The following is a 12,729-nucleotide window of genomic DNA, read 5'->3' on the forward strand; positions in this document are numbered from 1 at the left end:
AGTGCAGGGCTGGCGGCTACGAACGTCCCATCGAGTAGAACTCGCCGTTCGGCCGCAGGGCCGTCAGGTGGGCGAGCCGGTTCGACATCGCGAACAGCGCGGTGATCGCGCCGACGTCCCAGATCTCGTCCTCGCTCAGCCCGGCCGCACGCGCGGCAGCGAGCTGCGTGTCGCCGAACCGCTCCGGGTCGTGGGCCAGTGCCAGCGCCAGGTCGACGATCGCGCGGCCGCGTTCGTCCAGCCGCACTTCCCACGGATTGCTCGACACCCGGTCGGCCAGCTCCGGGTCCTTCGACCGGATGCGCAGGATCGCCCCGTGCGCCACCACGCAGTACGTGCAGTGGTTCGCCCCGGAGGTCGCGACCACGACGAGTTCCCGTTCCGCCTTGCTCAGTCCGTCGGAACGGTCCATCAGCGCGTCGTGGTAGTCGAGGAACGCCCGTAGCTCCGCGGGCCGGTGCCCGAGCGCGCGGAAGATGTTCGGCACGAAACCGGACTTCTCCGTGATCGTGCCGACCCGGTCCCGCAGATCGTCCGGCAGTTCGGCCGGTTCGACCGTGCCGAACCGGCTCACGTCCTCGTCCATGCCCCCACGGTAGGGCAAGGCTCCGGTCGCGGGGTGGCCTTACTGAGAGCCGATCGGCCGCAGGTCCTTGTCGTGCTCGTCGACGTGGTAGTCGGGGCCGGAGGTGGAGTCGGTGCCGTTGACGATCTTCAGCCGCCGGGCGATCACGGTGACGATGACGGCCACCACGATGTTGGCGATCAGCGCGATGAAGCCCGGGTAGATCTGCATCATCGAACCGGCGAACGGACGCCAGCCAAAGATCGACAGCTTGTCCAGCACCAGCGCCGAGCCACCGAAGTGCTCCTTGCCCGTCTTCGGATTGGGGATGCCGTACAGCATGATGATTCCCCAGCCCATGCCGACGGCCCAGCCCGCGATCAGGCCCCAGCGGTGGAACCACCGGGTGTAGAGCGCGATCGCCACCGCGGGCAGGGTCTGCAGGATCAGCACGCCGCCGATCAGTTGCAGGTCGATGGAGAACTGCGGGTCGATGAAGAGAATGAACGCGACCGCGCCGAACTTGACGATCAGCGAGGCGAGCTTCGCCTGCTTGGCTTCCTGGCCCGGCGTCGCGTCCTTCTTCAGGTACTCCTTGTAGATGTTGCGCGTCCACAGGTTCGCGGCGGCGATGGACATGATCGCCGCGGGGACCAGTGCGCCGATGCCGATCGCGGCGAACGCGATCCCGGCGAACCAGGACGGGAACTGCGTGTCGAACAGAACCGGCACGACGGTGTTCGAGTCTGGTTGCCCGGTTGCGTTGTTGCTGATCGGTTTGACGCCCGCGGCCAGCGCGACGTAACCGAGCAGCGCGAGCAGACCGAGCAGGAAGGAGTACGCGGGCAGGGCGATCATGTTGCGCTTGATGACGTTGCGCCCGCGCGAGGCGAGCACACTGGTCAGCGAGTGCGGGTAGAGGAACAGCGCGAGCGCGGAGCCCAGTGCCAGCGTTATGTACTGGAGCTGGTTGTTGTCCGAGAGCACGATCGAACCGCTCGGCTGCCCCGTCGTCGGGCTCGGCTGCTGCAGTTTCTCCTGGCTGATGTCGAAGATCTCGCCCCAGCCGCCGAGTTTCGCCGGAAGGTAGATGACGGCGACGATGATCACCAGGTAGATCAGGATGTCCTTGACGAACGCGATCAGCGCGGGTGCCCGCAGCCCCGACTGGTACGTGTAGACGGCCAGGATGACGAACGCGATCAGCAGCGGCAGGTGGCCGACGATCCCGGTGCCGTTGAGCCCCATCGTCCGTAGTACCGCTTCGAGGCCGACGAGCTGCAGGGCGATGTACGGCATCGTGGCGATGATTCCGGTGATGGCGATGAGCAGCGCCAGCGTCGGCGAGCCGAAGCGGCCGCGGACGAAGTCGGCCGGCGTGACGTAGCCGTGTGCGCGGGAGACCGACCACATGCGCAGCGCGGGCAGGAAGACGATCGGGTAGACGAGCACGGTGTAGGGCAGGGCGTAGAAGCCGATCGCGCCGGCGCCGAAGACCAGAGCGGGCACGGCGACGAAGGTGTACGCCGTGTAGAGGTCACCGCCGAGCAGGAACCAGGTGATCCACGAACCGAACTTGCGTCCGCCGAGGCCCCACTCGTCGAGGTGGTCGAGGTTGGCCGCGGACTTCCACTTCGAGGCCAGGAAACCCATCACCGTCACCAGCCCGAAGAGCAGGCCGAAGATGATCAGCTCCGTCCACTGCAGACCGGAGCCGGGCGCCTGCGCCAGAACCTGGTTCGTCAACGGGTTTCTCCCTCGTCCAGGTCGTCCACGGAGAGCTTGTCGGCACCGGTGGTCGTCGGCTTGTCCCTGGTCATCACATAGACGATGCCGACGCAGAGCACGCCGACCACGACGAACGCGAGCTGGAACCAGTAGAAGAACGGCAGGCCGATGAGCCGGGGTCGGTCGCTGTTGAACAACGGCGTCACCAGGATCGCGAGCGGGATCAGCAGGATCAGGTTCCACGGGCTGTAGCGCAGTCCCGTGACCTTCCCGGCGGCCTTGCCAGACATGCGGACTCACCCGTTCCCTGTGTCACCCGGCGGTAATGCCGCGTTGACCCTAGAACCTGCGGTCCGCGCCCGTCACGCCCTGTGCGTATCGATTCGATCTCCGACATCGCCCAGCAGAAGGTCGTTCGCGTAGGTAAAGAACTCTCGGTACCTACCAATGGCCGGTTGTCCACCGTCGGACAACGGGGATATGTATTCCCTACGCCGTGGGCGCGAAGACGGCGTTTTCCGAGGTCGAGGGCGTGAATCAGACGATTCAGACCTCTTACTACAAATCGAAAAAGAGGCAACATCATGCGAAGACTGCGTCTCGCCGTGGTGATTCCGGCAGTCGCGGGGGGCTTGCTGGCCGGGATCACGCCGGCACTCGCGAACCCCGCTCCGGCGACCACACCGCCGCTCAACTCCACCGACATCCCCGCTCGTTACGCCGACCAGGTGCTCGACTGGCATCCCTGCGCGGGCGACGAGCTGCCCGCCCCGCCGCCGCCCGGTGCCGAGGGCATCGAGTGCGCCACGTTCGTCACGCCGCGCGACTGGGAGCGCCCGGACGACCGGCAGGACCTCTCCATCGCGATCAGCAGGCTGAAGGCGACCGGGGAGTCGACCGCCAGCGTGGTGACCAACCCGGGAGGCCCCGGCGCCCCCGGCCGCAGCTTTCCCGCGCGCATGCGTAACCAGCCGAAGCTGCGCGAGCACCAGGACATCATCGGTCTCGACCCGCGCGGCACGGGCAAGAGCACGAACATCACCTGTGGCAACGCGATCGGCACCGGCGGCGAACTCGACCCGCGTGACCGCGCCCCGCAGAACCTCAACCTGATCCTGGACGCGACGAAGTACGCGGCCAACTCCTGCCAGACGCAGTCCGGCGAGCTCGGCCCGTTGATCAACACCTTCCAGACCGTCTCGGACATCGATCTGCTGCGGGTGCTGCTCGGCCGCGACAAGATCAACTGGATCGGCTACTCGGCGGGTACCTGGCTCGGCGCGCACTACGCGCAGCAGTTCCCGGACCGCGCGGACAAGTTCGTCCTCGACTCGGCCACCGAGTTCACCACCACCTGGCAGAAGTCGTTCGACTGGCAGCCGCTCGGCTTCGAGCGCCGCTGGCGCGAGGACTTCCTGCCGTGGATGGCGCAGTACGACTCGACGTACCACTGGGGCACCACCGGTGAGGCGGCCCGGCAGACCTTCGAGCAGGTCCGCTACGCGCTGACCCGTAACCCGGTCGACGTCGACGGCGAGACCGTCGGCCCGAACGAGCTGGACGGCTACATCGCCGGCCAGATCTACAGCAAGAAGTCGTTCCCGGCGCTGGCCGAGTACCTGGTGAACGTCCGCACGCTCACCGAGGGCGGCGCTCCCGAGCAGGCGAAGGCGCAGGCGCGTGCGCTGGTCAAGCCGACCGTTCCGGAATCGAAGATCACCGGACCGCGTTCGCTGTACGTCCCGGTGGACTACGAGGACGCCTACGACGCCAGCTTCTGGACGATCCCCTGCAACGAGGGGCCGTGGACCGGCAACCGCAGCTCCGTGGTCAAGCAGTCGCAGGACCTCATCGACAGGGACCTGCCGCTGCTGGGCGCGGGCTGGCTGATCCAGCCGTGCATCTTCTGGCAGAACGAGCCGCGCCCGCTGCCCGCGCTGACCGGCAAGGGCGTGTCCCCGGTGCTGATCGTCCAGTCGACGCACGACCCGGCGACGCCGTTCGAGGGGGCCAGTCGTGCGCACGCCGCGTTCGAGAACTCGCGGATGCTGACCGTCACCAATGAGGGTGACCACGGCCTGTACGCCGGCGGCAACGCGGGTGTGGACAACGTCGTGGAGCAGTACCTCGTCGACGGGGTCGTGCCGGAGGACCAGAGCGTCCCCGGCATGCCGCTGCCGACGCCGGCTCCGTAGGCCCGGGCTCACCCGGTCCGACCTCGCAGACGACCCCGCCGCGTTTCGGCTCGGCGGGGTCGTCCGCGTTCAGGGGCCGTTCGGCGTCGTTTCGCCGCTGCGTTCCCCTGGGGTTCCGGTGCGTCGTGGTCACCCCGGCGTGGTCCCCGTTCTCGGTAGGACGCGCACTTTCCACAGGCTGTGCACAGAGTTGTCCACAGCCTGTGGAGCAATGTCCCGCCCATTCGCCTTACCCAGCGCGAACCGGTATACCTATAACGCGCAATTCGTCGACATATTGCGGTGGCACGGAGCGCAATATGGCGACGTATTGCGGTGGGGGTGGGCAGTGGGGGGTGGCGGTATTAGTATTGGGCGCATGGTGCGAGTGCCGTTGAGCCAAGCCGAACGTCAACGTGGCGAGCGGCTGGGCACCGTGCTGCGCAGGGCGCGGGGTGACCGCAGCATGGTCGACGTCGCCGCGCAGGCCGGGATCTCGGTGGAGACGCTCCGCAAGATCGAGACCGGCCGCATCCCGACGCCCGCGTTCTTCACCGTCGCCGCGATCGCCGACGCCGTCGCCCTGCCGCTGGACCTGTTGCGCAGCGCCGTCGACACCACCGGCGCCGCCCCAGCCCCCGCCTAGCCCGGCCGGATCTTCGCGGCGCGCAAACGTGGTACGAGATGTTCGTCGGACCACCGACATGCTTTCGGGATTAACGCCAATAAATGGCTGTTCTCTGAGTGCACTTTGCACACCGCAGTTCGCCGCCGTAAAGCTGTTGGAAAACTATTCACCTGGTTGGCGGGTAGGCGCTTTAGTCTCCACATGCATAAAATATTGTGACTTGGGAGGGGTGTTGTGTAGCCATGCATTTCAACTGCGGGAACTATCTATGTAACCCTTCGGCGGTGTGGCATCGGGGTCTGCTTGCCTGAGTGGGTCATCAAATGAGTGATCTTGCAGTTTGCAAAGTTAGATAGATCTGTACATCTCAGGGGGTAATATGAAGCGAAAAATTTTTGGTTTCGTGTTTGCGCTTATGGCGGCAGTAGCAGGAACTGTAAGCATTTCGGGAAACGCCACTGCAGAAGAAGTGTCAACGTTGGCTCGCGTTCCAGTGCCACCGCCGCCGTGCGTCAGGGCCGAGTTGAGAGAAGGCGCGGTCTACGACACGGTCTATGTATATAATGATTGCGCGGCTACGCAGCGGGTCGTAGTTCTCGTCGGGTTTGGATTCGACAGCATCTGTCTGCAAATCGCCGCAGGCTCATCGCAGTATCATGAGTATAATAGCGCGGTTGCTCAGTTCGATGGGCTTGAGGCTTGCTAACTCTATAGCGAATTTTTGCACTTTGCAGATCGAAATTCAGGTCAATCGCGGGAGATTTGATAAGTATGGGTATAATTATGCGTCGTGTAACAGTAGCGCTTTGTGGAGCGCTATCGATCTTTGCTTTAACGACTTCTGCTCACGCGTCCGAGGCGACCCCCCTGTCGCCCGAACGAGCGGTCGTGAGCGCAAACTGTAGCCCAGGCGTGCAACCGCAGGACTGTAATGCGGCAGCTTTCGTCTATAATTACGCTTTAAGTCATAATTTTAATGGTCCGCCTAATCACAAAGCGCATCCGTACGGCAATACGGATGGACAGTTGCCTGCGGGAGGAGATTACATCACCTACGATATATACGTCACAACTCCGCGGTCCGATCAGCGGATCGTGATCGATAAAAATAATCCTTCAGGCAATTCCTGGTATACCCATGACCATTATGAACCCGGTAGTTTTTATCAGTTTTTTTTGGTGGCATAAATATGTCCGCATTTGAGTCAGATTCTGATCGCACTCATCCGTTTGACTTCCTGATTATCCAAGATAAATTTATTTCGTTATTCTCTGATGCGGATTTTCTCGCTGCCACCGTGGCGCGACTTGATGCGCTGGGCTATCAACTGGTCGTGTTGGATGCAGCGCTCTGGATGGATTCTGGTGCTGTCTGTCGAGATTTTGCTGTTGCCCTAGGGTTTCCCCGCCAGGATGAGCGCAGTCTGGACGCTCTGGAGGACTACTTTTACGATGTGGCTGCCAGAGAGTACGGCGACCCGAATGCTACAGGTCTCGCGGTGGTTCTGGAGCACTACGACCAGTTTGCCCATGCGGACCCCTCGATCGCCCAGGCGCTACTGAGTTTGTTTGCTAGGACGGCTCGTAGAGGTTCTCTGCTAGGGCATCGAATGATGTGTCTTGTGCACACGGATGATACCGAATTGTCGTTTCCCTCGATCTATGAGGTGCCGATTCAGTGGGCGAGCGGGTTCTGGCCATACTCTGAGGAGTCGCAACTGTCAGAGTAAATTTTTATACCGGATCGATTCTGCAGGCTACGCGGTTTGCGCTTGGCTGGCCAGTGTCAACCGCGTAGCCTGCAGAAAACTTTTGATTGACGTTGAACTGCAAATCTGACGGCCAGGTTCTTGATTTAATTTGCAACAGTATCGGCCCGAGCTGAGGACTCTAGTGCAAAACGAGTTGGCGACCCGGACCAGTAACTCCTCCAGGCGTGACTGGTTGGTAGTAGCGCTGACCGAGATCGTCCTGGTGGTCATCGTGTTGGCTTGGAAGCGACTGGATGGCCTGGACCTGGAGGTTTACCGCCTCGGTGCCGAGGCCCTGGCATCGTCCGGTGATCCGTACGGCCCACTGCCGCCCACCCGGGATGGCACGGTACTTCCGTTCACCTATCCGCCGGCCGCCGCGCTCCTTTTCCTGCCACTCGTGCTGGTACCGATCGATGTGGCCCTGGTGGCACTGACCGTTGTCTCCGTGCTCGGTATCGGGGTTTCCGCCGGGCTGTGTTTCATTCGATACGATCGGAAGATCGTTATGGTCGGCGCATCCGCGGTGGCCGTGCAGGTAGTCGCGTTGTTCAGTGAACCGGTACGGTCGACGCTCGGTTTTGGTCAGATCAATATTCTGCTGATGTTGCTAGTGGCGGTCGACCTGCTGGCGCCGATGCGCCGCTGGCCACGAGGAGTCCTCGTGGGCGTCGCGGCCGCGATAAAGTTGACCCCGATAGTGTTCGTGCTCTTCTTCCTGTTCGGGAAAGACCGTCGTGCGGCGGTGCGCTCGGCGCTGGCTTTCGTCGGCTGTGCGTTGGTTGCGGGCCTGTTGTTCCCGAGCGCGTCGGTCAAGTACTGGACGGACCTGGTGTTCGCCAGTAGCCGCATCGGTGACCCCGGCTACATCGGCAATCAGTCGATTCGTGGACTTGTCGCTCGGTCCGGCCTCGGCAATACCTGGCAAACCGTGGCCTGGATCGCCGCGGCGCTGCTGGTGCTCGCCGCGACGATATGGATCACCCGTCGCGCGGTGGCTGTCGCGGAACCCGTACTCGCGACGTGTGCCTGCGCGATAGGTGGCTTGCTGATGTCCCCGGTGTCCTGGACGCATCACTGGGTATGGGGCGTTCCGGTCCTGGGAGTCATCACCTATCTCGGCCTACGCGGGAGTCGGAGACAACTGATCTCGGCTGTCGCTCTGGCGTCGGTGGCACTGTTCCTCTTCATCGACAGTCCGTTGTGGGATCACCGCGACATCTGGCTACCGCGGGAAAGCTATGTTCTGACCGGTCTGTTGCTACTCGGCGCGCTGGCCTGGATCGTCGGCAGCACACACCGGCCGCGGAGCATTGACAGCTGCCCCGGGCCATCCCCAGCACCCGCCCGGTCGGTCAGCACGCTCAGCCGCGCAGGTCGCGGTACGCCGTCGCCGCGCCCGGATGCAGTGGCACCCGCCCGGTGGTGACCAGTGAGCGCTGGTCCAGGTACTGCGTGCCGAGCGCCTGCGGGGGAACCAGCGACGGTGCCCGGGACACCAGCACGCGGGCGATCGCGTCGGCCACCTCGTCCGGCAGCCACGGCGCCGACACCAGCAGGTTCGGCACACCGATCGTCGGCACCGCACGCGCGGCCCCGTAGCCGCCCTCCGGCACGGCGACCCGCTCGTACGCCGAGCCGTGCGCGGCCTGCATCGCGGGCAGTTGCGCCACCGTCTCGACCAGCCGGATCGGCCGCCGCGCGGCGAGCGCGGCGAGCGCCGGGGTGGGCACCCCGCCGGACCAGAGCAGCGCGTCGATCGTGCCGCCCTCCAGCGCGGTGATCGCCTCCGCCAGCGGCCGGTGGTCCACCCCGGCCACCAGCCCGGTCGCCGCGAGCAGCCGCTCACCGAAGATCGCCGCCCCGGAACCGTCCGCGCCAAGGGAGATCCGCCCGCCGGACAGGTCCGTGACCGTCCACACCGGACTGTCCGCGAGGACGACGAGCTGCATGTAGTTCTCGTAGACCCGGCCGATCGCGCGCAGCGGCGAGGGCTCGGTGAACGGTGCCTCCCCCGCGTGCGCCGAGGACGCCACGTCCGCGAGCACCAGGGCGAGGTCGGCGGAACCGTCGCGGACGCGGCCGAGGTTGTCCGCGCTGCCCGCCGTCGCGACGACCTCGCAGCGCAGATCCGGCTCCACCGCACCGATCTGCGCCGCCAGCAACTGCCCGAACTCGACGTAGAAACCGCCCGGTTCCCCGGCCGCCACCACCAGCCCGCGATCCGGTCCCGGATACGTACCGGGACCGCAGGCCGCCACGGCGAAGCCCAGCCCGCCGAGCAGCACCGTTCGCCGCGACGCCCTCACGACGCCGCCTCCCCGCCGGACTCCGCGGGCAGGTCAACCCGCACTTCGAGACCGCCCCCGTCCGCGGGAACCACCCGCAGGATGCCGCCGCGCGCGGTCACCAGCCGGTCGGCGATCGCCAGGCCCAGCCCCGATCCCGGCGCGGCGCGGTCACGGCCGGACCGCCAGAACCGTTCGGTCAGCCGGCCGAGGTCCGCCTCGGCAACGCCGGGCCCGTCGTCGGCGACCACCAGCAGCACCCGGCCGCCGGAGGTCGCGCAGTCGCAGCGGAGGGTGGCGCCCTCGCCCGCGTACTTGATCGCGTTGTCCAGCAGCACGTCGAGTACCTGAGCCAGTTCCGACTCCGCGCAGCCGGCGAATACCGGGGAACCGGGGACGGTCTGCTCGATCCGCGAACCGGCCGCCTCGGCGGCGGAGGTCCAGGCGTCGACCCGTTCGGCGAGCACCGCCACAACCTCGCATGTGGACGGTTCGGCCTCGCTGCTGGCCAGGTCGGTGGCCGTGCTGTCGGCGGAGGCGAGGGTGAGCATCCCGTCCAGCAGGGACTCCAGCCGTTCCAGCTCCACCACCAGCGGACGGTGCCGCCTGCCGTCCTCGCCCGGCCGGGCGGCGAGCGTGTCCACGCGCAGCCGCAGCGCGGCCAGCGGGGTACGCAACTGGTGCGAGGCGTCGTCGACCAGCCTGCGCTGCCGGTCCGCCGACTCGGCCAGCGCCTCGGACATGCGGTTGAACGAGTCCGCCAGCCCGCGCAGCTCGGCCGGTCCGGCGACGACGTCGACGTGGGCGCCGGACCGGCCGGAGGTCACCGCGCGCACCCCGTCGTCGAGCTGCGCGACCGGCCGCAGCACCCACCGGGCCAGCCGGAAGACGAGCAGCACGCAGGCGATCGCGGCGACCGCGGCGGCGAGCAGGACCAGCGCCCAGCGCGCGGTGATCTCGCCGGCAGCCGGTGCCACGGACGAGCGGAGCACCACCGCGCCGGTGACCCGGGTGCCGGTACCGATCGGCTGGGTGAACAGCACGTCGCCGCCGGACCACGGGCGCAGGTTCGTCGGCAGCACCGCGGGCTGGTTGCGCAGCGCCGCGTCGATCGCCGCCGCCACCTCTGGCTCCCCCGAGGTCATGCCGTTCTCCACGATGACGCGACGCCGGGCGTCGACGATCACGACGCCCTCGGCGTACAGCCCGGTGTGTGCCCTGACCTCGCTGACGAGCTGGGTACGGTCGCCACCCGCCGTGACCTCCTGTGCGATCGCGGTGAACCGGTCCAGGTCGGTGGTGCGGGAAAGTACGAACTGCTGCGTCCGGTTGGCGGCCGTGCTGTCCAGCAGCGGGACGGCGAAGGCCGCCACCGCCGCCAGCGAGAACGCGAGCAGCACCAGCAGCAGACGGCGGCGCACCGCTCAGCCCTCCAGCCGGAAACCGAAACCGCGGATCGTGGTGAGCATCCCCGGACGGCGCAGCTTGGCGCGCAACTGCGTCAGGTGCACGTCCAGCGAACGGGACACGGCCAGGTAGGCGTCGCCCCAGACCTCGTCGAGGAGCTGTTGCCTGCTCACCGCCGCGCCACGGTTGCGCGCCAGTACCGCGAGAATCTCGAACTCCTTCGCCGTCAGCTCCACCTCCCGCGCGCCCGCGGTGACCCGCCGGGCGTCCAGGTCGATGCGCAGGTCGCGGACCTCGACGACGCCGTGCGCCCCGCGTTGCGCCACCGGTGCCCGCCTGCCGACGGCGTCGATGCGGGCGAGCAGTTCGGCGAGTCGGACGGGTTTGACCAGGTAGTCGTCCGCACCGAGACGCAGCCCCCGGACGACGGAGCGTTCGTCGCCGCGCGCGGTCAGCACGATCACCGGGACGGAGTCGAGTTTCCGCAGCTTCCGCAGCACTTCCAGACCGTCCACATCGGGCAGTCCGAGGTCGAGCAGCACCAGGTCGGCGTCTCGGTGGCGGGTCAGCGCGTCGGCACCCCTGGCCACCCGCTCGGCGGTGTGGTCGTGCGCCTCCAGCGCGCCGACGACCGCGTCGGCGACCCCGTCGTCGTCCTCGACCAGCAGAACCCGCATGACCGGGAACGGTAGCCGTCATTCCTAAGCGACTGTAAAGAGTGCTTGCCGAGGTCTTTGCCGCCGAGTACCGCGGGGTTACCTTTCCTGCCATGTCGAGCGAACTGGATCACAATGATGTGGCCCCTTCCCCTCCGGTCGGGTGGCGTGCCCGCCTCAAGCAGGTCGGGCCGGGAATCATGGCGGCGGCCACCGGCGTCGGCGCGGGGGACCTGGTGGCGACCATGGTGGCCGGTTCGCGCTACGGCTACACGCTGCTGTGGGCGGTCGTCCTGGGCACCGTGTTCAAGCTCGCGCTCGGTGAGGCGGTCGGCCGGTTCCACCTCACGTCCGGGCGGACGATCCTGTCCGGCTGGCGCACGCTCGGCCAGTGGGCGCTGATCTACTTCGGCGCGTACGCGGTGATCTGGGGCTTCGTCTACGGTGCCACCGCCATGTCGGCCTCGGCGCTGCCGCTGAACGCGCTGTTCCCCGGGATCTCGGTGCGGTACTGGGCGATGATCTGCGGCCTGCTCGGTTTCGCGCTGGTCTGGTTCGGCCGGTACGCCTTGCTGGAAAAGCTGATGACGGTGTTCGTCGGGATCATGTTCGTCACCGTCGTCGGGACGGCGATCCTGGTGGCCCCGAACATCGGCGGTGTCTTCAGCGGACTGGCGCCGAAGCTGCCGGACGGTTCGCTGGTCTACGTACTCGGCCTGGTCGGCGGCGTCGGCGGCACCATCACCATGGCCGCGTACGGCTACTGGACGATGGCGAAGGGCTGGCGCGGCCCGAAGTGGCTGCCGATGATGCGGCTGGACAACACGGTCGGCTACATCACCACCGGCATCTTCGTGCTCGCCATGCTGATCGTCGGCTCGGAGCTGCTGCTCGGCCAGGAGGTCGTCAAGGGCGACAAGGGCCTGCTGCTTCTCGGCGACACGCTCGCCGCCGACTACGGCCAGTGGGCCAGGATCCCGTTCCTAATCGGATTCTTCGCGGTCGCGTTCTCCTCCATCATCGGCGTGTGGAACGGCGTCAGCCTGCTGTTCGCCGACTGGTGGCGGACGTTCCGGCTGCCCAAGAACGCGGGGCCGGAGGACGTCGAGACCTACGAGCAGAAGGCGGGTCAGCGCAGCCCCGTCTACCGCGGGTACGTGCTGTGGCTGACCTTCCCGCCGATGATCCTGCTCTTCCTGGACGAACCGTTCGGGCTGACCGTCGCCTACGGGGCGCTCGGCGCGATGTTCATGCCGTTCCTGGCGGGCACCCTGCTGGTCCTGCTGAACCGGCACACGCTGGCGAAGGAAGGCCGGTCCGGCTGGCTGTCGAACGGTCTGCTCACCCTGTGCCTGGCGTTGTTCGCCTACCTGGCCTACACCGAGGTGGCCAAGCTCTTCGCCTGAGAGGGTGTGGTGAAACCTTGGTGGTCAGGGTGTGAGGTCGTCTGCTAGGCGTTGGGCTGCCTCGGTCTCGATGGGGCCGTGAGGTTCGACGTTTTCGCCTGCTAGCCGTGCGGCCATCAATCGGAT

Annotated in this window: 12 protein-coding genes and 1 pseudogene; 6 read left to right on the forward strand and 7 right to left on the reverse strand. The window is 66.3% G+C overall.

Annotated features, from left to right (window positions below):
- Nucleotides 1–16: 16 nt before the first annotated feature.
- The 3 genes from CFN78_RS14510 to CFN78_RS14520 form a co-directional block, all read right to left on the reverse strand.
- A complete protein-coding gene (locus tag CFN78_RS14510) occupies nt 17–586 on the reverse strand; it encodes a peroxidase-related enzyme (protein WP_094863292.1) in 570 nt (189 codons plus the stop codon).
- A 39-nt stretch (nt 587–625) separates the two neighbouring features.
- On the reverse strand, nt 626–2,218 hold the full coding sequence (gene mctP / locus CFN78_RS14515) for a monocarboxylate uptake permease MctP (RefSeq protein WP_240519453.1): 1,593 nt from the start codon (nt 2,216–2,218) through the stop codon (nt 626–628).
- An 89-nt stretch (nt 2,219–2,307) separates the two neighbouring features.
- Nucleotides 2,308–2,583 carry a DUF3311 domain-containing protein gene (locus CFN78_RS14520; protein ID WP_094863293.1) on the reverse strand — a complete coding sequence of 92 codons (276 nt, stop codon included), beginning with the start codon at nt 2,581–2,583 and terminating at the stop codon, nt 2,308–2,310.
- 294 nt (nt 2,584–2,877) lie between these two features.
- Between CFN78_RS14520 and CFN78_RS14525 the strand changes: the two genes are divergently transcribed.
- The 5 genes from CFN78_RS14525 (at nt 2,878) to CFN78_RS14545 (ending at nt 8,275) form a co-directional block, all read left to right on the forward strand.
- Nucleotides 2,878–4,488, forward strand: coding sequence for an alpha/beta hydrolase (locus CFN78_RS14525; protein ID WP_094863294.1), 1,611 nt, complete (start codon nt 2,878–2,880; stop codon nt 4,486–4,488).
- 358 nt (nt 4,489–4,846) lie between these two features.
- On the forward strand, nt 4,847–5,113 hold the full coding sequence (locus CFN78_RS14530; RefSeq protein WP_094863295.1) for a helix-turn-helix domain-containing protein: 267 nt from the start codon (nt 4,847–4,849) through the stop codon (nt 5,111–5,113).
- Nucleotides 5,114–5,878: 765 nt separating this feature from the next.
- The gene (locus CFN78_RS30315; protein WP_420807881.1) at nt 5,879–6,283 is read left to right on the forward strand and encodes a ribonuclease domain-containing protein; all 405 of its coding nucleotides are present in this window, start codon (nt 5,879–5,881) and stop codon (nt 6,281–6,283) included.
- Between the two features lie 2 nt (nt 6,284–6,285).
- Nucleotides 6,286–6,825 carry a barstar family protein gene (locus CFN78_RS14540; RefSeq protein WP_094863297.1) on the forward strand — a complete coding sequence of 180 codons (540 nt, stop codon included), beginning with the start codon at nt 6,286–6,288 and terminating at the stop codon, nt 6,823–6,825.
- A 214-nt stretch (nt 6,826–7,039) separates the two neighbouring features.
- Nucleotides 7,040–8,275, forward strand: a complete 1,236-nt coding sequence (locus CFN78_RS14545) for a glycosyltransferase 87 family protein (RefSeq protein WP_094863342.1) — start codon at nt 7,040–7,042, stop codon at nt 8,273–8,275.
- On the opposite strand, the gene CFN78_RS14550 is transcribed toward CFN78_RS14545, so the two are convergent.
- The 3 genes from CFN78_RS14550 to CFN78_RS14560 are packed head-to-tail and all read right to left on the reverse strand — an operon-like array spanning nt 8,211 to nt 11,218.
- Nucleotides 8,211–9,155 carry a TAXI family TRAP transporter solute-binding subunit gene (locus CFN78_RS14550; RefSeq protein WP_094863298.1) on the reverse strand — a complete coding sequence of 315 codons (945 nt, stop codon included), beginning with the start codon at nt 9,153–9,155 and terminating at the stop codon, nt 8,211–8,213. The genes CFN78_RS14545 and CFN78_RS14550 overlap by 65 nt on opposite strands.
- Nucleotides 9,152–10,555: a HAMP domain-containing sensor histidine kinase gene (locus tag CFN78_RS14555; protein WP_094863299.1), complete on the reverse strand. Its 1,404-nt coding sequence runs from the start codon at nt 10,553–10,555 to the stop codon at nt 9,152–9,154. The genes CFN78_RS14550 and CFN78_RS14555 overlap by 4 nt, the downstream gene beginning before the upstream one ends.
- A gap of 3 nt (nt 10,556–10,558) precedes the next feature.
- Nucleotides 10,559–11,218, reverse strand: a complete 660-nt coding sequence (locus CFN78_RS14560; protein WP_094863300.1) for a response regulator transcription factor — start codon at nt 11,216–11,218, stop codon at nt 10,559–10,561.
- Nucleotides 11,219–11,310: 92 nt separating this feature from the next.
- Here CFN78_RS14560 and CFN78_RS14565 point away from each other — a divergent pair, with 92 nt between their 5' ends.
- Nucleotides 11,311–12,603, forward strand: coding sequence for an Nramp family divalent metal transporter (locus CFN78_RS14565; protein ID WP_094863301.1), 1,293 nt, complete (start codon nt 11,311–11,313; stop codon nt 12,601–12,603).
- A gap of 24 nt (nt 12,604–12,627) precedes the next feature.
- On the opposite strand, the pseudogene CFN78_RS14570 reads toward CFN78_RS14565, so the two are convergent.
- Nucleotides 12,628–12,729 (reverse strand): annotated as a pseudogene (locus CFN78_RS14570) (IS5/IS1182 family transposase); the annotation flags it as partial.

This window comes from Amycolatopsis antarctica, assembly GCF_002262875.1.
In the GTDB taxonomy this organism is placed as follows: domain Bacteria; phylum Actinomycetota; class Actinomycetes; order Mycobacteriales; family Pseudonocardiaceae; genus Amycolatopsis; species Amycolatopsis antarctica.